The 20145-nt window shown below is 49.2% G+C and carries 22 protein-coding genes; 16 read left to right on the forward strand and 6 right to left on the reverse strand.

What is annotated here, in order from left to right:
• Positions 1-41: 41 nt before the first annotated feature.
• Positions 42-956 (reverse strand): class I SAM-dependent methyltransferase, encoded by a 915-nt coding sequence (locus K3G25_RS13490; RefSeq protein ID WP_232489352.1) that lies wholly within the window; start codon positions 954-956, stop codon positions 42-44.
• 146 nt (positions 957-1102) lie between these two features.
• The gene (locus K3G25_RS13495; RefSeq protein WP_014418864.1) at positions 1103-2041 is read right to left on the reverse strand and encodes an iron-hydroxamate ABC transporter substrate-binding protein; all 939 of its coding nucleotides are present in this window, start codon (positions 2039-2041) and stop codon (positions 1103-1105) included.
• A gap of 247 nt (positions 2042-2288) precedes the next feature.
• Here K3G25_RS13495 and K3G25_RS13500 point away from each other — a divergent pair, with 247 nt between their 5' ends.
• From K3G25_RS13500 to K3G25_RS13510, 3 genes are read left to right on the forward strand one after another with little or no spacing between them, the layout of a single operon-like run.
• A complete protein-coding gene (locus K3G25_RS13500; RefSeq protein WP_029973587.1) occupies positions 2289-3326 on the forward strand; it encodes a FecCD family ABC transporter permease in 1038 nt (345 codons plus the stop codon).
• Complete coding sequence (locus tag K3G25_RS13505) at positions 3326-4336, forward strand: FecCD family ABC transporter permease (protein WP_014418863.1); 1011 nt, start codon at positions 3326-3328, stop codon at positions 4334-4336. The genes K3G25_RS13500 and K3G25_RS13505 overlap by 1 nt, the downstream gene beginning before the upstream one ends.
• 18 nt (positions 4337-4354) lie before the next feature.
• Complete coding sequence (locus K3G25_RS13510; RefSeq protein WP_007613715.1) at positions 4355-5158, forward strand: ABC transporter ATP-binding protein; 804 nt, start codon at positions 4355-4357, stop codon at positions 5156-5158.
• Positions 5159-5197: 39 nt separating this feature from the next.
• On the opposite strand, the gene K3G25_RS13515 is transcribed toward K3G25_RS13510, so the two are convergent.
• From K3G25_RS13515 to K3G25_RS13525, 3 genes are all read right to left on the reverse strand, one after another.
• Positions 5198-5620: an acid stress-sensitive anti sigma factor RsiO gene (locus tag K3G25_RS13515; protein ID WP_014418861.1), complete on the reverse strand. Its 423-nt coding sequence runs from the start codon at positions 5618-5620 to the stop codon at positions 5198-5200.
• A 69-nt stretch (positions 5621-5689) separates the two neighbouring features.
• Positions 5690-6850, reverse strand: coding sequence for an oxalate decarboxylase family bicupin (locus K3G25_RS13520; protein WP_007410043.1), 1161 nt, complete (start codon positions 6848-6850; stop codon positions 5690-5692).
• Positions 6851-6967: 117 nt separating this feature from the next.
• The gene (locus tag K3G25_RS13525) at positions 6968-7123 is read right to left on the reverse strand and encodes a YvrJ family protein (RefSeq protein WP_014418860.1); all 156 of its coding nucleotides are present in this window, start codon (positions 7121-7123) and stop codon (positions 6968-6970) included.
• A gap of 242 nt (positions 7124-7365) precedes the next feature.
• On the opposite strand from K3G25_RS13525, the gene K3G25_RS13530 reads away from it, so the two are divergent.
• From K3G25_RS13530 to K3G25_RS13550, 5 genes are all read left to right on the forward strand, one after another.
• Positions 7366-7902 carry a sigma-70 family RNA polymerase sigma factor gene (locus K3G25_RS13530; RefSeq protein WP_088056565.1) on the forward strand — a complete coding sequence of 179 codons (537 nt, stop codon included), beginning with the start codon at positions 7366-7368 and terminating at the stop codon, positions 7900-7902.
• Entirely contained in the window at positions 7899-8135 is a 237-nt protein-coding gene (rsoA, locus tag K3G25_RS13535; protein WP_014418858.1) for a sigma-O factor regulator RsoA, read from the forward strand. The genes K3G25_RS13530 and rsoA overlap by 4 nt, the downstream gene beginning before the upstream one ends.
• 172 nt (positions 8136-8307) lie before the next feature.
• Positions 8308-9027 (forward strand): response regulator transcription factor, encoded by a 720-nt coding sequence (locus K3G25_RS13540; RefSeq protein ID WP_003151779.1) that lies wholly within the window; start codon positions 8308-8310, stop codon positions 9025-9027.
• Positions 9024-10766, forward strand: a complete 1743-nt coding sequence (locus K3G25_RS13545) for a HAMP domain-containing sensor histidine kinase (protein WP_012118418.1) — start codon at positions 9024-9026, stop codon at positions 10764-10766. Before K3G25_RS13540 ends, K3G25_RS13545 begins: the two co-directional genes overlap by 4 nt.
• 63 nt (positions 10767-10829) lie before the next feature.
• Entirely contained in the window at positions 10830-11708 is an 879-nt protein-coding gene (locus K3G25_RS13550; RefSeq protein WP_025649271.1) for an SMP-30/gluconolactonase/LRE family protein, read from the forward strand.
• A gap of 51 nt (positions 11709-11759) precedes the next feature.
• Here K3G25_RS13550 and K3G25_RS13555 read toward each other — a convergent pair whose 3' ends face one another.
• The gene (locus tag K3G25_RS13555; protein WP_029973589.1) at positions 11760-12551 is read right to left on the reverse strand and encodes an SDR family NAD(P)-dependent oxidoreductase; all 792 of its coding nucleotides are present in this window, start codon (positions 12549-12551) and stop codon (positions 11760-11762) included.
• Between the two features lie 187 nt (positions 12552-12738).
• Between K3G25_RS13555 and K3G25_RS13560 the strand changes: the two genes are divergently transcribed.
• The 8 genes from K3G25_RS13560 to K3G25_RS13595 all read left to right on the forward strand — a co-directional run bounded on the left by K3G25_RS13560 (position 12739) and on the right by K3G25_RS13595 (position 20127).
• Positions 12739-13683 carry an ABC transporter substrate-binding protein gene (locus K3G25_RS13560; protein ID WP_014418855.1) on the forward strand — a complete coding sequence of 315 codons (945 nt, stop codon included), beginning with the start codon at positions 12739-12741 and terminating at the stop codon, positions 13681-13683.
• The gene (locus K3G25_RS13565) at positions 13646-14692 is read left to right on the forward strand and encodes a FecCD family ABC transporter permease (RefSeq protein WP_014721787.1); all 1047 of its coding nucleotides are present in this window, start codon (positions 13646-13648) and stop codon (positions 14690-14692) included. Before K3G25_RS13560 ends, K3G25_RS13565 begins: the two co-directional genes overlap by 38 nt.
• Positions 14689-15912 carry an ABC transporter ATP-binding protein gene (locus K3G25_RS13570; protein WP_014418853.1) on the forward strand — a complete coding sequence of 408 codons (1224 nt, stop codon included), beginning with the start codon at positions 14689-14691 and terminating at the stop codon, positions 15910-15912. The genes K3G25_RS13565 and K3G25_RS13570 overlap by 4 nt, the downstream gene beginning before the upstream one ends.
• Positions 15912-16481 (forward strand): cob(I)yrinic acid a,c-diamide adenosyltransferase, encoded by a 570-nt coding sequence (locus K3G25_RS13575; protein ID WP_232489748.1) that lies wholly within the window; start codon positions 15912-15914, stop codon positions 16479-16481. Before K3G25_RS13570 ends, K3G25_RS13575 begins: the two co-directional genes overlap by 1 nt.
• 164 nt (positions 16482-16645) lie before the next feature.
• Positions 16646-17914, forward strand: a complete 1269-nt coding sequence (locus K3G25_RS13580) for an MFS transporter (RefSeq protein WP_014418851.1) — start codon at positions 16646-16648, stop codon at positions 17912-17914.
• Between the two features lie 166 nt (positions 17915-18080).
• Positions 18081-18461, forward strand: a complete 381-nt coding sequence (locus tag K3G25_RS13585) for a protein liaI (RefSeq protein ID WP_007410056.1) — start codon at positions 18081-18083, stop codon at positions 18459-18461.
• Positions 18462-18474: 13 nt separating this feature from the next.
• Positions 18475-19152, forward strand: coding sequence for a stress responsive protein LiaH (gene liaH, locus K3G25_RS13590; RefSeq protein WP_007410057.1), 678 nt, complete (start codon positions 18475-18477; stop codon positions 19150-19152).
• A gap of 105 nt (positions 19153-19257) precedes the next feature.
• Complete coding sequence (locus tag K3G25_RS13595) at positions 19258-20127, forward strand: LiaG family protein (RefSeq protein ID WP_100262000.1); 870 nt, start codon at positions 19258-19260, stop codon at positions 20125-20127.
• The last annotated feature ends 18 nt before the right edge of the window (positions 20128-20145 follow it).

Below are 20145 nucleotides of genomic sequence, written 5' to 3' on the forward strand. Positions count from 1 at the left end.
TCTCACGTCTGTGAGATGTCTTTTTTATTTGCGGCAGCGGATTACTTTTTGACGGCGTGTATATAATGAATGGTCTCGAATGCGGTTAAATGGTCAGTGCGTCCGCGGAAAAAACGGTCATTGACGTCCGCCGGAGATAAATGTTCATAAATAAGCAGACCTGATGATTCTAATATTTTTTCGATTTCTTTATAACTGAAACACGATAACATCGGTTCTCCGCTTGCTGCAGCCATTTTTACCATGTTTTCCACTCTGTTTGACAGTCCTCTTTCTTCAAAAAGGGACTCATCTGCATAATCAAACACGATAGAGCTTCCCGGCGGGACTTCGGCACATAATTGTGTGAGCAGGCGGGCGAGATGCTTTTTCGTAAGATAGTATGACACACCGAGCAGGCTGAAAAAGGTTTTTTGGCGTGAAAAACCTTCCTGATGCAGACGGCTGAAAGAAAGCGAAGCGGCGAAGTCCATCGGTACAAAATGCAGATGATGGGAAATGCCGAGGTTCAGATGTTTCAATCTGTTTATTTTGTCTTCCTGTGAAGCGGGATGATCGATTTCAAATATGTCTAAGGCGTTTGTCACCTCAGGATGCCTGAAACAAAAAGTATCCAGCCCCGCGCCAAGGATGACATACTGTTTGGCCCCGAGCTTCACTTCATTGAAAAGCACTTCTTCACAATATGCGGCACGGGCTAACGGTGTAGGAGACAGCTGGACTTGAGTCACCCATTTTAAGATGTCATCCGGTTGGCCTTGAAGCCTCTGGGCCATGTCTTTGCTGAAAAATGATATACCTTGAATCAGATGATCGCGGATGTCCGAATGCTCTTTTTCAGAAATCAGATCTTGTGCCAAAAAATCATCAAATATCACCGGGGTGTCGTATTTACTGTGGTACGCCCTTCCGAAAGCGGACAGCAGGGAAGTCATACTCGCCTTGTTTTCTTTCATATAAAGATCCTCCGTTATTTACATCAATCTCCGGCCGGGAGAATCTTATTATACATGTTAATCCAAAAATGTAAATTATAGCATAAATAAATTTTTTTGTCAAGTTTCAAGCGTAATAAAAAGCCGCTGTGACAGCGGCTTCGGGGTTACTTCGTTAAGCTTTTTGTGATGTAGTCGAGCTGGCCTTCAAGTGAGATCGGGTCTGAGAAATAGAAGCCGATCGGATCAATGCGGTAGACATGGTTTTGTTTGACGGCATCGAGGTTCTTCCAGATTGAGCTGTCAAGCACGCCTTTGTCGTCACCGCCGGCCTGCCATGGCCCCATAAAGATGTAGTCTCCCGCGAAGTCAGGAAGTTTCTCGAGTGAAATGCTGGCGTAGCCCGGCCCTTGATTAATGGCTTTTTCCTGCGTCAGTTTTGTGGCCTTCAGCCCGAGTTTGTCATAAATGATGCTTCCGCCGCGGCCGAAGTCTTTACCGAATACATAGATGTCTTTTCCGTTTGTCTGCATGATGGAGATGGTTTTTGAGCCGACCGCTTTTTGAACCTTTGTTTTAGCGGCAGCGGTTTTCTTATCCCATTCAGTCAGCCATTTGTCTGCTTTATCTTCAGTGCCTGTCATTTTCGCAAACTCTTTGAATTGATCAATGTTGCTGAGCTTGTCATATTTAATGGCGATTGTCGGCGCGATTTTTTCCAGTTTTTCAATGTCGGCGCCTTGTGTCGTCCAGACAACGATTAAATCCGGCTTTAAGTCAATGATTTTTTCAACGGACGTGCCGTCGCCGATGTTTGTCACACCCTTTGTTTTCCCTTTGTAATAAGGGTTTTTAAATACGTTTTGCGGCGCGCCGACAACATTGATGCCGAGCTGTTTAAAGTCGCCGTAGTAGCCGTCAGCCATGACGACGACCCGTTTCGGGTGCTTCGGAATTTTAATATTGCCGTTTTCGGCTTTATACGTGATGGTTTCTTCTTTTTCAGAAGAACCTTTCGTGTCTGAAGAATTGCCGCATGCGGCCAAAGCGGCGATGAGCAGCACGGCAATCAGCGCTGCGCCGATTTTCTTGTATGTATGGAACATCTGACATTCCTTCTTTCATAAAAATTAGTGATAAAGAGAATCATTATCAGTGTGATTATATCACTGCTTTCATAGAGAAGCACGCTCTTTTTTAAGAAAAACTTTCTTTTTTTATATGAAATTAGGTCTATTAAAAGAGAAGATAAAAGTGCTATACTGAAACAAGTCATTGATAATCATTATCATTACCATTCTTGTTTTGAGAAAGGAAGAACGAGTGTTGGGTCTATTGAAAAAGAAACAGACAATGACGGCTCAAGGGGCATCAGGGAGTGAAATCCAGTGGACGGCGCGTTCATTCCGGGCTGCTGTGCTGCTGTGTGCCGGTATTGCGGTTTTATTGATCGGCGCGGCTCTGTCTGTTTCCATCGGAGCTGCCGATATTCATCTGCGGACGGTGTGGGATGCTCTCTTTCACTTTCAGCCGCAAAATACATCTCATCAAATCATACGCGATCTGAGGCTGCCGAGAACTGCCGCCGCCGCGCTCGTCGGGGCTTTTTTAGCTGTGTCCGGGGCGATTATGCAGGGGCTGACGCGGAACCCGCTTGCTGAGCCTTCCATTATGGGCGTGACGTCGGGGTCAGGATTTGCGATCGCATTGGCATTTGCTTTTTTTCCGGGTCTGTCTGCGGCGGGACTTGTTTTGTGGTCCTTTGCGGGAGCGGGAATCGGAGCGCTTATTGTGTTTGGCATCGGCCTGTTTTCAAAAGGCGGTCTGACACCGGTGAAGCTCGCGCTGGCCGGTACGGCAGTCGGCTATTTCTTAACGGGGCTTTCAAGCGCGATTGCGATCCGTTTTGATGTCGCCCAGGATGTGAAGTTCTGGTATGCCGGAGGAGTTGCTTCCGTGAAATGGGAAGGCGTGCAGCTGCTTTTGGCGGTCGGGGTTATCGGGCTTTTGCTGGCATTTCTGATTGCGCGCTCAGTGACGGTGCTGAGCTTGGGTGAGGAACTGGCCAAAGGGCTCGGGCAGTACACATCGCTTGTGAAAGTAATCGGAATGTTTGTCGTTGTCCTCTTGACGGGGGCTTCAGTCTCAGTCGCCGGAGCCATTTCTTTTATCGGCTTGGTGATTCCGCATATCACCCGGTTTTTAGTCGGGGTAGATTACAGGTGGATCATTCCCTGTTCGGCGGTATTCGGCGCCGTTCTGTTAGTCTTCAGTGATATTGCCGCAAGACTCGTCAATGCGCCGTTTGAAACACCGGTCGGCGCTTTAACCGCCCTTATCGGCGTTCCCTTTTTCTTTTATTTGGCGCGCAGGGAAAGGAGAGGGCTGTAATGAATGTAAAATCGAAAAAACCGCTGGCGGTCATGGCCGTTACGTTTTTGCTCATATGCATCGTCTTTTTTATCAGTTTAAACATGGGGGTGATCCGGATTGCGCCTCTTGATACGCTGCGTGTCTTTTTCGGACAGGGGGATGCCCGGGATCAGCTCGTTTTATTTGAATTCAGACTGCCGCGCATGGTGCTGTCATTGCTGGTCGGCGCCGGAATCGCGGTTTCAGGCGCGATTTTTCAAAGCGTGTCTCAAAATGACTTGGCGGAGCCGGGCATTCTCGGTATTAACGCCGGAGCGTCTTTGGCGGTCGTTCTGTTTATCTTCTTTTTCCAAGGATCAGCTGTTGATTTAAGCATGGCCGGTACATGGCTGCTTCCGGTGAGCGCTTTGGCGGGGGCTTTTCTGGCTGCGCTGCTCATCTATGTTCTGGCTTGGAAAAAAGGCGTTTCACCTGTCCGGCTCGTTTTGGTCGGGATCGGCGTCAATGCGGGGTTTAATGCGCTTCTCTTGATTTTTCAGCTGAAAATGGACCCGCGGGATTTCATGCAGGCGCTTGTATGGATTTCCGGTTCGATTTGGAACGCCAATTGGAAAATGGTGCTGTCCATTTTGCCGTGGCTGCTGGTTCTTTTACCGTTCAGCCTCTATAAAGCCAGGTATTTAAATGTGCTTCAGCTCGGTGATCAGCTGGCGGCGGGGCTTGGCACCCGGGTTGAAAAGGAGCGGCGCGTTCTGCTGATGTCCGCCGTTGCCCTGACCGCGTCATGTGTTGCGGCAGCCGGCGGAATCGCTTTTCTCGGACTCATTGCACCGCATTTGGCCAGAAGGCTTACCGGGCCGCGCCACCAGACGCTTATCCCGGTTTCGGCTTTAATCGGAGCATTTTTATTTCTGCTTGCCGATACGCTGGCGAGAAATGTGCTTGCACCGTCCGAAATTCCCGTCGGCCTGGTGATTTCCGTGCTCGGAGCGCCGTATTTTGTATATTTGCTGATGAAAACGAAATAGAGGAAGGAGGCTGCCGCGATGAACTCATTATCGGCGGAACAGCTTACTGTCGGTTATGGTGACCGTTTGATAGCGAAAGAATTGGATATCGCCATCCCGAAAGGAAAAATTACAACGCTGATCGGTCCGAACGGCTGCGGAAAATCGACGGTTCTCAAAACGATGTCAAGAATCATGAAACCGAAATCCGGCGCCGTCTATTTAAACGGACAGGCGATCATGCAAAAATCCACGAAGGACATCGCCAAGGAAATGGCAATTCTTCCGCAGACGCCTGAAGCGCCGAGCGGGCTGACGGTGTACGAACTTGTTTCTTACGGCAGGTTTCCGCATCAGTCCGGAATGGGCCGTTTGAGTGATAAAGACCGTGACATGATCAAATGGGCGCTTGAAGAGACGGGGATGGCCGAATTTTACGACCGGCCGATCGAAGCGCTTTCCGGGGGACAGCGGCAGCGTGTGTGGATCGCCATGGCGCTCGCTCAAGAAACGGAGCTGCTGCTTCTTGATGAACCGACCACTTATTTAGATCTCGCCCATCAGCTTGAAATTTTGCAGCTGCTGGACAAATTAAACAAGGAGCAGGGCCGCACCATTTTAATGGTCATTCATGATCTGAACCATGCCGCCCGTTTTTCCCATTACATGATCGCCCTGAAAAAAGGGCGCGTCATCAAGGAAGGAACGGCGGAGGAAGTCATGACTCCCGGCATATTGGAAGACGTTTTTCAGATTGACGCACAGATTGTAAAAGATCCGCGCACGAACAAACCGGTCTGCTTAACCTACGATTTAATCCGGCATGAAAACGCAACGGTATGATGAAAAAAAACGCAGAGCCATTCCGGCCTGCGTTTTTTTTTATTGCGCCCGGGGCTGCTTTTGTCCGGAGACGCATTTATCCAAAACGAAAAAAACTCCCGCCACAATCAGCTCCTCCGTCGTTGACAGCCAAATCTTTTCAATCAGTTTATCCGTCGTATACGCGGTCATCCAGAGGAACAGCAGCTGAACGGTGCTGGCTAAAAGGAGAAAAGGCAGCCTGCCCGTCCCAAAAAAGGTAAAGCTATGTATCATCAGCCGCTCAAGCGGTTCAAAACATAAACCGAGAAGAATAAAAAGCACGGAAAAAAGCAGGACGTACGCCATCGATCCGTAGCTCGTCCCGGCTAATGAAAATACAGCCATCATCACGATAAAATACCCGAATAATACGGCAGCGGCTGCCAGGGCATACCGGAGCACCTGAAGAAATAACATTTTCGTCCCGTTTTGATTGATCATCTGTTCAGCTCCTTTTCACACAGAGGAGACTTGCAGAGACGGAACTCTGCAAGTCGGTGTGTATCTTCTTCAGCATTTCTTTTTGACGACAGGGTGTTTCTCTTTTGAAAGAATATCCGTAAAGTCTTTGCCCAGATCCAGATGCTGCTGGACGAATTTCTCGGGAAGCATGGCAAGCCATTGGTTCAGGGACACATCGGCATAGTGGTCATCCTTGAAGATTTCCAGGAAGACGAGCGGCTCATCTCCCAAATTCTCCACATAGTGGCCCATTGCGAACGGAACGTAACCGACATCCCCGGCCTGATAGTTAAATGTTCTTGCATGGCCGTCCGATGCAAAAACCGTCATCCGCCCTTTACCGGAAATATAATACTGCCATTCATGCGTGTTCGGATGCCAGTGCAGCTCTCTCATTGCGCCCGGTTCGACCACGACAAGCGCTGAAGCGATCGTTTTGGACACTTTGAAGTTTGTGGAATCCGCGATATATACTTTGCCGCCATCCGTCTCAGCAGTCGGGCCTTCATCCAGCAGGCGGTAAGTGAACGGATATGGCACTTCACCGTTCGGGCCTTCCACGATGTCATCTTTCAGCTTCCCGGGAACCGGCTCTTCAAAGATATATTTTTCTTTCCCGGGCAGGCCGGCGAGGTCTTTTTCTGAAACCCCGAAGTTGTTGGCGATGACATCAAGCGGTGTGTGGGCAAGCCAGTCAGTCACTTGGAATGTGCTGTTTTCTGAGAAGGAACCGTCATCAAAAACCAAGAGGAATTCACAGCCTTCTTTCAGCGCCTGAATGGAGTGCGGCAGGCCTGACGGGAAGTACCACAGATCTCCTTCCTTCACGTCATCGATAAAACTGCGTCCCTGTTCATCAACAATCGTGACCCGCGCTTTGCCCGTCAGCATATATGCCCATTCCGCTTCTTTATGCCAGTGCAGCTCACGGATGGCACCCGGTTTTAAACGCATGTTGACAGATGCCAGATTTTCAGAAATCGGCAGCTCGCGAACGGTCACCTCACGCGCGTATCCGCCCTTTTCCAGCCGGTTGTGCACATCTGAGAAAGAGAATTTCATATTATCCACTGTGCCGTGATCCGTTTCCGGCGGCGTCAGCATATCCGGATTTTGGCGGTCTCTTTCAAGGTTGCGCGGTATCGTGACGGTCGCCCCTTTGTCTCCTCTGATCGGCTGCGGGATATTGCAGTTGTTTTCTTTTGACATGTAAATCGTCTCCTCTCAAGCTTTGTTTTTTCAGAAAGAGAATGTGAAAGGCCTTTCGTTTTCCCTTCTGCTTTGTTAAGTGATGCGTTCCGATGAAAAGTCAACTTCGAGTGAAAATTAATTTTTCATTTTCTGATCTTTCAGTTCCGTCATCAGTTCGATCAGGGCGTCAAACTTCTTCTCAAACCGTGTGAGAAGATACATGGCAATCAGAGCCGGAAAGCCGAGATTGCCGATCTGTCTGACCGTTTCTTCTATAAAAACCTGATCCATTATCAGCCACCTCCTGACTTGACCTGCAGTCATGTATATAAGTGAAAGAAAGAGCGGCTCCTGTAAACCTGATATCCCGGTTGAGGGTCTTTTTTTTGTTCCGGCAAAACCGGGACATAAGGAATACGGAATCTTAGTCGGAAAGGAGTAGTTTACTTTTTTTTGCTTTCTTTCATTTAATTTAAATAGGGGGCGGTTTTATGGACTATCAAGTTCTTTTACGGTCAAAATGCAAGGAAATTATGAAACATCCGATCGTTAAACATTTTTTAAGTGACCCAAAGCATTACGAGAAATTTAAAAATGTGCTGGAACATTCAGACGAGAAGGATGCAAAATCATTGGATGACCATTTTAAGCAGTTTTATAAGGAAATCCGGATCATCAAATATATGAACTCTATGATCCGGATTTTCTCAATCGATTTTGACAAGCGCATCCGTAAAAATCAGAAGCGCTATCCGCTGACGGTGGATCAGCCGGAGGGAGGTGAAGCGCTTCCCTATGAAATGGGAAAAGACGCGTATGAAGAGTTTCTGCGGAAGCAGGGGGATTTGAGCCAGCATGTCCAAAACCGTGATTTATACGAAGCGCTTCAGACGTTAACCGATAAGCAAAAAAGCGTGCTGACGAATATTTATCTTCACGGAGCGACGATGAAGGAGATTGCCGAGTCGCTGGGTGAATCACGGCAGAACATTTCTAATATTCATAAAAAAGGGCTCGATAATCTCAGAAAGCATCTGGACAAGCAAAAAAAGGGGGAAAATAAGCAGTGAACGGGCCATTTGACTTCAGCAAAGAGAACACAGATACCGACGAAATGGAACTTTTGATTTCGCGTTTTTCGCCAATGATAAAAAAAAAACTGAGCAATACATCATACCAGGAAAGAGAAGATCTTGAACAAGAATTGAAGATTAAAATAGTTGAAAAAGCGGACATGCTGTTATGCCAGGACGTGCCGGGTTTTTGGGAATTTATTCTTCATCTTATAAATGAAAGCTCCTGACAAAAGCGGCGGAATGATGGATATTCCGCTCTGACAACGTGAGAAAAACGAGAAGAGATGTCCGGTCTCGTTTTTCTTTTCTGTTTCCCCGCAAGACCTCCGCACTAAAAAAGTACCAAATCTTATCCATATAATGATATGATGAAAAAAACAAAGAGAAAGGAACGTCCAAGTGGAAAATGCGTCAATTTTAATTGTAGACGATGAGAAGGCGATCGTTGATATGGTCAAACGCGTTCTCGTCAAAGAAGGCTATCACAACATTAAGACAGCCGGAAGCGCTGAGGAAGCGATCGAGTTTGTTAAACATGAAACCGCGGATCTGCTCGTGCTGGATGTGATGATGGAAGGCATGTCCGGTTTTGAAGCATGCACCGAAATCCGGAATTATACCGACGCTCCGATCTTTTTTCTGACTGCCCGTTCTTCTGATGCGGATAAGCTGTCAGGATTTGCATTGGGAGCTGACGATTATATAACAAAGCCGTTTAATCCGCTCGAATTGGCGGCGCGGATCAGGGCGACGTTAAAGAGAACCTATAAGCGCGAAGAGAAAACGGCGGTAAAGACGTATTCATATAGCCATTTTTCCTATTCACCGCAAAACGCCGAGCTGATCGTCGGGGGCGAGCCCGTCAGCTGCTCCGCACAGCTTCTGCAGCTGCTTCAATATTTCTGTGAACACCCTGATGTGGTGCTCTCAAAAGATCAGATCTATGAAAAAGTATGGGGATATCCGTCTTACGGCGACAACAACACCGTCATGGTGCATATCCGCAAGCTCAGAGAAAAGATTGAAAAAGACCCCAGCAATCCGTCCTATATTGTAACGGTGCGCGGCCTCGGTTATCGGTTTATTCCCGATCAAGGAGAAAAAGGAACCCGCTCATGAGAATGCGCGGAAAATTTCTGCTCCACTTTTTCGGACAGCTGCTGCTTGTCATCTTGCTGATGTCCGTTTTGGCCGTCGCTTCTTTCTTCTATTTGGATTGGCGTTTCAGCGAAGCGGAAGCCAATGCGGGACTGACCAAAGCGACGGCGGACTCGTTTGAAGCATGGCTTGATAAAAATGAAGACGGCACATGGGATGTCGATGAGTTTTTAAAGATGTCGGTCAGAAAGCAGAAGGGCTGGCTGCAGATCATTAATGACAATGAAAAAACGGACTACGCGTACAGAGTGCCGAAAGACGTCCCGAGCCATTACAGCAGAAAAGACCTCTTATCCATTTATCAGTACCGGAATTTTGACAACTACAAGCTGAATTACTGGACGGTCACGATAAATGATGAGACCTATTTGATTCTGTTCGGCTGGAAATCCGCCAGTGAGCAGCTTCTCACTTACATCGAATCACAGGAGCCATCCCTCGCTTCCCTTTCTCAATATAAAAAAAGCACGATTGATTATATTAAACGGGAAAAAGGGGCGGTCTACCTTCTCGAAGACAGCGGCAGACTGCTCGGGGATATCAACAGCACGAAAAAAGAACGGAACACCGTCAATGAGCTTGAATTGCTGAAATACAGTTCCAAGCCGTGGAATTACAAACGGGAAATTTCTTTTAAAAGACTCGATAAAACGAAATGGATGGTCGCGTCGGTGCCGAACCCCGTGTACATCCCCGATCACGAGTTTAACAAATCATTTTTGAGAAATGTGATGAAAACCCTCTTCCTCTTGATCGGAATCCTGGTATTTATGATCTGCATCCTGACCATCTGGTACTCTTTCCGTTTCGGCTGGCCGCTGTTTCATACCATCAAATGGCTCGTCAATTTATCAAAGGGCCGGCTTGAAGAGCCGAAGAACCGCAAAGGACAGCCGGTCAGCAAAAACAAAAAAGGCAAAACAAAACAGCCGTTCCGCTTTTTCGCCGAGATTTTCGAATCGATGGATCAGCTGACCGACACGCTGAAGCGGGATAAGAAAAACAGAGAAAAAATCCAGGCGACAAGGGAAGAATGGATCGCCGGGCTGAGCCATGACTTAAAAACCCCGCTGAGCACGATTTACGGCTACAGCATGATGCTTGAATCGAAGCAATACGACTGGACCCCGGAAGAAGTCAAAGAAATGGGGCAGATCGTCCGGGAAAAATCAGAATATATGTCCAAGCTGATTGAGGACTTAAACTTAACATACCGCCTCAAAAACGCGGCCCTCCCGATCGAACGGCGGCTGATCAACGTCGTGCCGTTTATCAGAAACGTCACGAACGATTTCACGAAAAACACGTTCTCGGAAGGCTATGACATCGCCTTTGAAACCAAAAAGGAAGACATTCTTTTCGCCATTGATGAAGCGTGGTTCCGCCGTATTCTGGAGAATCTGCTGGCAAACGCGGTTAAGCATAATAAGAAAGGGACCGCCATTCGGGTCGTGCTTGAGGAATCAGCCGAACAGCTCATTCTGAAGGTGAAAGATAACGGAAGAGGAATGGACGACGAAACGATTCACCAGCTGTTTAACCGTTATTACCGGGGAACGAATACGAAAGGCCCGTCAGAAGGAACGGGACTCGGGCTCGCCATTGCCAAGGAGCTGGTACACCTTCATAACGGAACCATCCATGTCAACAGCAGAATCAGCGCCGGAACGGTGATTACGATTCTTTTTAAAAAAGATTGAGTTTGGACGCCGCTTTGTCGGGAATAACAATAGAAGACTGACAAGCAAAAGAGGTGTTCACACATGGAAGCAGCATTACGAGCAGATACGAGAGCGGTTATCGGAGAAGGCCCTTTATGGGACAAGGACAAGCAATGCCTGTACTGGGTGGATATACTGGGCAGCCAGCTCCATATCTTCACTCCGGCTGACGGAATCAACCGTTCCGTTAAATTCAAATCATTTGTCACAGCTCTGGCCTTGTATTCAAAGGAAGAGCTGGTGATGACGATGAAAGACGGTTTTTACCTGTACAATCTTCGGGAAGATACATTGACGAAGATGAAGCAGCCGAGAGACATGCGGGAAGATATCCGTTTCAATGACGCAAAATGCGACCCGTCCGGCAGATTATGGGCGGGAACGACGAGCATGGAAGGCAAAGAAGAGGAGGCTTCGCTGTACCGTCTGAATACGGACGGCAGCCTTGCCAAAATAAAAGACCAGGTCTCCACCTCGAACGGTTTGGATTGGGATCGGGACCGAAACTTGATGTACTATATCGACACTCCGACGCAGGAAATCGTCTGTTATGCATACGATCCTGAAACCGGAGCCGTATCAGATCCGAAAACGGTCTACCGCTTTCCGGAGTCGCAAGGATCTCCCGACGGAATGACCATTGACCGTGACGGAATGCTGTGGGTGGCTCTGTTCGGAGGCGGCCGTGCCGTCCGGATTGACCCGTTTTTGCATAAGGAAATTGCATCTATCGAAGTTCCGGCGAAATACGTCACCTGCTGCGCGTTCGGAGGCAGAGAATTGAACACGTTATACATTACGACCGCGACGGAAAAATTGACGGAAGCCGAAAGACTTGAGCAGCCGCATGCGGGCGGCCTGTTTTCAGCAGAGCTTGAGACGGGCGGCTGGGAGCCGGTTCCGTTTGCAGGCATGATGTAAAAAAAAGCCCTGGCATATGGGGAAGTTCCCATTGTGCCGGGCTTTTTTGTGTTAAATGGAGCGGATGATGCCGCCTTCAACCCGCTGTGCGGTGCCATTAATGGCAGAAGCCGCTGATGAAGCGAGAAATACAATCGTATTGGCGACTTCTTCCGGGGTTGCATAGCGCTGAATCAATGATGTCGGTTCATTCACTTTAAAATAATCCCGGACGAAGCTGTCCGTGTCTTCTCCGGCAGCCTTTGCGGCTCCTTCCATGTAAGAAGCGACGCCTTCGGTCCATGTCGGTCCCGGCAGCACGGAGTTGACCGTGACATTTGTGCCTTTCGTCATTTCCGCCATTCCCCGGGACAAGCTGATTAACGCCGTTTTCGTCATTGAATACGGAATCATTTGCGCAAGCGGTTTGACTCCGGCTTCACTGGAGATGTTCAGAATCCGTCCGCTGTTTCTTTCGAGCATTTGCGGCAGAAAACGCCGGCACAGGCGCACGGCGCTCATAACATTCACTTCAAAATACCGAGTCCATTCGTCATCAGACACCTCAGCGAAGTCCTTTACTTCAAAAAAGCCGAGGTTATTGACGAGAATATCGACTTCCCCGATTCCGCCGGCGCGCTTTATCAAGTCATCCGCCTCATCCTGGCGCGATAAATCCGCAGCGATGCCGTGAACCGTTCCGTAAGCGGAAAGCTCCTCAACCGCCCGTTCCACAGTTTCTTTTTTTCTTCCGTTTATAATCACCTCGGCGCCTTCGGCTAAAAAGCTTTTTGCCGCGGCTTTTCCGATCCCTGAAGTTGATCCTGTAATCAACACGAGCTTTCGTTCAAGCTGTAATTCCATGATAATCCTCCTTTTTACACCATTGTGTAACAGTATACATGATGAATTTTAGTGTGTACGAACAATTTGCTTTCATGCAAAAAGGCCGGATATACAAGCCTTAAAGACTTATAGTATAATTACTGCGAAAAAAGGATACGAATGTCAAAGAGACAATCGTTTACCATAATCAGGGGGAGTTAAAAGAATGAAGAAGATCACTGCCGTCTGGGCGGCGCTCTTGGTCACCGCCTTTGTGATCGCCGGCTGTTCCGGCGCACAGGAAGAAGGAAGCGCGGCCAAACAAAAAGCCGTCTCAACCGAAGCATTCCCGGTAACCATTAAGGATGCCGTGAACGAAAAAATAACCATAAAGCAGGCACCGGAAAAAATCGTTTCCCTCATGCCGAGCAATACGGAAATTACATACGCGCTCGGACTGGGAGATAAGGTCGCAGGCGTCACGACAAATGATACATATCCGAAAGAAGCGGTAAAAAAACCGAAAGTCGGAGATATGAATGTGAACGCTGAAAAAGTCATCGCGCTGAAGCCGGATCTCGTGCTTGCCCACGCGTCCTCTATGTCCGCTTCCGCCGATGCGATGAAGCAACTGAAAGATGCGGGCATCACCGTCTTAACGGTCAATGATGCGCAATCGTTCCAAGACGTGTACAAATCAATCAGCATGATCGGAAAAGCGGCCGGCAAAGAAAAGCAGGCGGATAAGCTGATCAAATCGATGAAATCCGACCTTTCCGGCATAGAAAAGAAAGCGGCGGCCATTTCTGAAAAAGACGAAAAGAAAGTATTCGTCGAAGTGTCTCCTGACGGCTACACGACGGGGAAAGGCACGTTTATGAACGAAATGCTTGAAGATATACATGCGAAAAACGCCGCCGGCAGCCAGACCGGCTGGGTGCAATTGACGGATGAAGCGATTGTCAAAATGAATCCGGACGTCATCATTACGACAGACGGCGTAAAGGCCGCTGAAGTGGAAAAACGCGCCGGCTGGGGTGCCGTCAATGCGGTCAAACACCACAATGTCTATTCTGTTGATCCTGACCTTGTCACACGCTCAGGCCCGCGCCTTGTCAAAGGGGTCGAGAAGCTTGCAGAAAGCGTTTATCCTGAAACGTTTAAAAAGTAACCGCCCGCTGGCCTACACGGTCAGCCTGCTGTTTTTAGCCGTTTGTACGGCACTCGGCATTTCAATCGGCAGTCTGCATATTCCTTTATCCGACGTTTTTTGGATCGGGATCGGCCGGACATCCTCGGCTGACCCTATGAATGTAAATATTATGATGAATATCCGCCTGCCGAGAGTCGTTCTGGCTGCCCTTGTCGGAGCCGCGTTATCCATTGCGGGAGCGGCGTTTCAGGGACTTCTGAAAAATCCGCTCGCCGACCCTTATACACTCGGGGTATCTTCGGGAGCCTCGGCGGGAGCCGTTATCACCTTGTTTTTCGGCATTCAGATACCCGTCATCGGCCGGTTCACACTACCGGTTGTCAGCATCGCCGCAGCCATTGCGGTCATGGCGGCGGTTCTGTTTTTCAGCCGCCTCGTTCATGCGTCGATGTCGGTTTCGACACTCATTTTGACAGGCATCATCATGAATTCTTTTCTCGGAGCTCTCATTTCGCTTGTGATCGCTTTAACGGGCAATGATCTGCTCCCGATTGTCCGCTGGCTGTTAGGAAGCGTGTCAATGAGGGGCTGGGGCTATGTCGCGCTGTTTCTGCCTTTTTTTCTGGCCGGGACGGCGCTTCTGCTTATCAATGGCAAAGAATTAAACATTATGACTTATGGAGAAGAAAAGGCAAGGCTGTTAGGCGTCAGTACGGGAAAAAGAAAACTGCTGATGATCGCCGCCGGATCTCTGCTGACGGGAGGAGCGGTTGCCGTCTCGGGGACGATCGGATTTGTCGGCCTTGTCATACCCCACGTGACACGGCTCTTATGGGGGACGGATCATCGCCATTTACTGCCGCTGTCAGCATTGACGGGCGCCGGTTTTCTCATTTTGGCGGATTTGTTTTCCCGCACCGTCATTGAGCCTGTCGAATTGCCGATCGGCATTATGACGGCTTTGGCGGGAGCGCCTGTATTTGCCTTGATTCTGCTTCGCCAGCATCATGGAGGGAAACGCTTATGATCAGGGTGAGCAGCCTGTCCGGCGGGTACGGAGGCCGGATGATTGTGGAAGATGTCAGCTTTACCGCCGAAAAAGGTGAATTTGTCGGCATACTTGGTCCGAACGGCTCGGGAAAAACAACGCTGATGAAATTGCTGACGGGAATGCTCTCTCCGTCAAAAGGCGAGGTGCTCGTAGCAGGCAGGCCCGTCGGCGGATACAAGCCGCGGGAGCTTGCGAAAATCATGGCCGTTTTGCCGCAGCATACGGAGCAAGCTTTTACATTTACCGTTAAGGAAACAGTGTCCTTCGGCAGATACCCGTATCAAAAAGGACTCTTCAGACAGATGGATCAACATGATGAAGACATTGTCCGGGAAGCGATGGAAATGACGGGCATCGACCGATATGCGCAGCAATCCGTCCGCAATCTGAGCGGCGGGGAGCGGCAGCGCGTCTATCTGGCGCAGGCGCTGGCTCAGCAGCCGGAGGTACTGTGTCTGGATGAGCCGACGACCTTTCTTGATCTCAAATATCAGAAAGACCTGCTTGATACGGTGAAGCGGCTGACGAGAGAAAGAGGCCTGACGGTCATCAGTATTTTTCACGACCTAAACGCCGCAGGCCAATATTGTGATCAGCTCCTGATGATGAAAGACGGACGCGCTTTGCCGAAGCAGACGCCGGATCAGGCTTTGAAAAAAGAGACGATTGAAGACATTTACGGTATCACCGTCAGCGCTGTTGCCCAGCAATCGTCGCCGAAACCGCTGATCGCTTTCATGCCGGAAGCGCGGCAGGAAGGAGAGCCTGTCAACGTTCCGTTCGCCTCTCTGATAAACAAAAGCGGAAATACCGTAACGCTTCATACAGAACGGCCGTTCAGAATGTTGACAACCGCATCTGACGGCCCGGGATTTTCGTGGAGCCGCCGGCTTTCCGGCTCAGCGGCCGCTGGTTTGATCTGCCGTACGTTTGATTCGGTCACAATTGCCGTGACTGCGCTGCATACCGTTTGGGTGCTGATCAGCGGACGTTTATCGGAACAGGGATTTGTACGGCTGTTAACGGCAGCGGCAGAAGCGAGAATGCAGGCTCTTTCCGGCAGACAGGCAAAAGGCGACATTGTCATTTGTGCCTTGCAGACAGGAGAGGCGATGGACGTCCCTCAAGCGGAAAGAGCCGTTAGAAGAGGAACCGCGGCATGTGTAAAAGCGGCGGAAGAAGGAGGAATACAATGATGAAGCTGTATACGAAAACCGGCGATAAAGGACAGACAAGCCTGATCGGCGGCAGAACGGATAAAGACAATCTGCGGGTTGAAAGCTACGGGACGATCGATGAGCTGAACAGCTTTATCGGGCTTGCGATTGCGGAACTTGATGATTGTGAGAATTGCGGTGATGTGAAAGCCGAACTCCGAAACATTCAAAATGAGCTGTTTGACTGCGGCGGCGACTTGGCGACGGTCACTGAACATAGAAGCTATACATTAAGAGAGACATCTATTTCCGCATTGGAAGAGTGCATAGACCGTTACACGGCTGAAGCGCCCCCGCTTGAGAAATTTATTCTTCCGGGCGGGCATAAGGCGGCTGCTCAGCTTCACATCGCGCGGACCGTCACGAGACGGGCTGAGCGTCTCGTCGTGAAACTGGGCAAAACAGAAGAGATAAACGATACGGTGATGCGTTACTTGAACCGCCTGTCTGATTATTTTTTCGCGGCGGCAAGAGCGATTAACGCAAGACAGGGCGTTCAGGATATAGAGTATGAAAGAAGCGCCGCGGTATTCCGTGATGATGAATAATGTTTTGTTCAGCCGGCAGCAGCAAGCCGGCTGTTTTTTTATAGAGATATCCATCAATTGAACCTTTATTGACAGGAGGAAAATGTATCTTATGAATTATTGACTGAAAAATTAAAAAATGAGATATTATAAGAAACATTGTAAAATAATGGGGGATTTGATAGATGGATACATATAATAAGAGCGAGAGCATCTGGAATAAAAATTTCACCCTTCTGTTTATCTCAAGGCTGGTTAAATTGTCAGGCGACGGTTTTGCCTTTAATTCCATTCTATGGTTTTTGATTTTTGACGGGGAAGGCGCGATCGGCACGTCCCTGCTCATTGCGGTCACGTTCCTTCCGGAGGCGATGCTGGCGCCGATTACCGGGCCTTTTATGAAGCAGCATACGCTGAAATTCTGGATGTATTTCTCCGACCTCACGCGCGCGGCGGTCGTGCTGATTATTCCGATCTGTTATTTTAACGGTTTTTCTCCTTTATGGTTTGTCATGCTTCTCATGATTGTGCATTCAGCCACGGGAGCCGCTTATAATCCTGCATCCATCTCGCTAATCCCCAATATTGTCAGAGAAAACAGCCTGCAGAAAGCGAATGCGGTCATCCAGTCATCAGGCCAGATCGTCAGGCTTGCCGCCATTACGCTGAGCGGGGTGTTCTTAACATTTATCAGTCCCGCTTATTCTTTGTTTATCGCTCTTATATTCTATCTTCTATCAGGTTTTCTCGTACTCTTTATGTCATACCAAGTCCGGCATGCCAAACAGGATACCGTCGCCGTCAGACAGCGCGGGACGTATTTCGGAAGGCTCAAACGGGGTTTCGTTCTGGTCAGGAAACACCAGATTTTATACCCGCTCGCCATCTATTGTATCTTCATGAATTTTGCGGCCGCTCCGTGGGAGGCGCTCTCTGCCGTTTATGTCGCCGAAGATTTAAACATGCCGCCGATCATCTACTCGCTTTTGAAAGCGACAGGAACGGGCGGAGCCTTTTTAATGGGTTTTATTTTGGCTAAGGTGAAGGTAAACAAATACGGTCTCCTGTTTGTGTCAGCGGGAATCATAGAAGGAGCGGCATTTTTTATCACCGGCCTCAACACTTTTCTGCCGCTCGTCTTCCTCGCCGCGTTTGCGTTCGGATCTGCCGTCAGCGCGATTAATGTGCCGGAATATACGATTATTCAGACGTCTGTGGACCATGATGACCAGCCGCAAGTCTATGCTGTCATCCATATGATTTCAAACATATCCATTCCGCTCGGCGCGGTTCTTTGCGGATATGCGGCTAACGCCTTCGGTCCCGGAAAAGTCATTGCCGCCGGCGGTCTCGTTGAAGTCCTGTCCGGTCTCGGAATATTGTTCTTTACGAAGCTGGCCAAAGCCGAACGCTCAGATCTCATCAGGGAAAAAGAAGCGAGCATCAGAATATAGATTTTTCGTAAAACGCCCTGCGCCGTCCGGTGCAGCGGCGTTTTTTTATGCGAAGGTCCGGGGGCTTATACGACCCCGGTCTGATATGAAAATCAATCTCTGACTCGTTTTGCCGGCCGCGGGATTTGTTTATAGTAAAGACAAGGAAAACGAAAGGAGGATCTGCATGAATATAAATGGTAAAACGGCAGGCGGCTTTCTGCTGATTGTGTTCGGACTTTCTGTCTTTTTCGGAGGAGGCCATTTCGCATTTATCATCCCGCTGGCGATCGGGGGCCTGATGCTTTACTGGGGAATCAAACGTTTTTCAAAAGGCCGGGCGGTATCGGGTATCATCGCGGGCGTCATCGGAGCTATGATTCTCGTCGGTTCTCTTCCATTTATCGTTGCGATCGGACTGGCCGGCGCCATGGTGTATTTCGGGTGGAAGATGATGAAGCAGGGCGGCTCAGACACCGCTTCCCGCCAGTATGAACCGGAAGCGGCATCACCGGGCTATCAATCCGGATTTGACTCTGAATGGGAAGAATTTCTGAAGAAAAAATAAGGAGGAAGACAAAATGGTCTTAAAAAGAATAAGAAATATGTTCGTCGCATCTGTTAACGAAGGGCTTGATAAATTAGAAAATCCGAAAGTCATGCTGAATCAATATGTGCGTGATATGGAAAGTGACATCGCCAAGGCGAAACAAACGATTGTCAAACAGCACACGATCGTTCATCAGTTTAAGAAAAAACAGGAAGACGCCTCCGAAACGGCGGCAAAACGGAAAAACCAGGCTCAGCTTGCTTTTGACGCCGGGGAAGAGGAGCTAGCGAAAAAGGCGCTGACTGAAATGAAATACCTTGAGGGAAAAGCGGCCGAACATGAAAAAGCGTATGAGCAGGCGAAAACACAGCTGGCAGAGCTGAAAGAGCAGCTGGAAACTTTAGAAACGCGCCTCCGCGACGTAAAGGATAAAAAACAGGCGCTCATCGCCCGCGCGAACGCGGCAAATGCGAAGGAACATATGAACGCTTCTTTCGACAAAATTGACAGCGAAAGCGCCTACAGAGAGTTCCTTCGAATGGAAAGCCGCATTGAAGAAATGGAAGTCCGTGTCAAATACGGCACTTCAGCTGAGGCGAACACAGAATACAGCCGCTCCCAATATTCAGATGAGGTGGAAGCTGAGATTGAAAAAATGCGCTCGCTTTCTCTGGAAAAAACAGAGCGTCAAAAAGCGGCTCATGAATAATGTGCACAAGGGAAGATCGGCGCGTTTACGCCTCTTCCCTATACGCACGTATCAATTCTCCGGCTTTTCCTTTATAATAAAATGAATGAAAAAGGATGGAACGTAATGAAGCGTAAGATTGCCAAAGGACTGATGGCGGCGTCCGTTCTGATCTGCTGTCTGTTTTTGGTGAAAGAAGTGTTTGCCGGGCGTTTTTTTCCGCTGTACGAAACAGAAGCGGAATCGGCAAGCATACCGCCGCGTGCCGTCAACAGCCTGTCGGTTTCATCGGAACAGACGGATGTGAAAATCATCGCGGAAGCGCGGAATGATATCGCGGCAAACATGACGGGACCGGCGGGGAAAATGTTTGTCCAAAACAGGGGAAAGACCCTCAATCTTAAAGCGAAGGAGAAAGGGTTCCAATTTCTGAATCTCTTTCAGCGCCCTCTGCTGATTGTCCGCATTCCGTATGATTATCATCGGGACATCACCGTCCATACATCAAACGGCAGCATTGCCGTTGACGGAAACAAGGGGCTGTCTCTTGCGCACCTCGGCGTCCGTTCTGTAAGCGGGAATATGTCGCTGAAGCACGTGAAGACGGATGTGTTTGAAGCGAAGGGGCTGTCGGGCAATCTCACAGCAGCAGGCCTTGCGGCAAAAACGGGGGATGTCCGCTTATCCTCGGGACATGTCGGGCTTCAACATGTGGCGGGGGCCCTTGACGTGCGGGTCGCTTCCGGCAGTGTCGACGCCTCGCTTGAGACGGCGGATGCTCCCGTATCCGTCAGGCTTGCGAGCGGCAGCGCAGCGATCAGCCTGCCGAAAGACGGAAGTTTTACGGTGAACGCCGAGACGGCAAGCGGAAGGATTCAGCCGTCTTATTCCTTTGAGAAAACGAGGAAGGAAGGCGGGGCATTTACCGGCATGAAAGGCAGCGGCGCCAGGCCGATTGATATAAAGGTGACGAGCGGCAATATTGCACTGCAATAGTCAAGGAAAGGAGGGGCA

The organism is Bacillus sp. FCW2, assembly GCF_021228595.1.
Lineage (GTDB): Bacteria > Bacillota > Bacilli > Bacillales > Bacillaceae > Bacillus > Bacillus velezensis.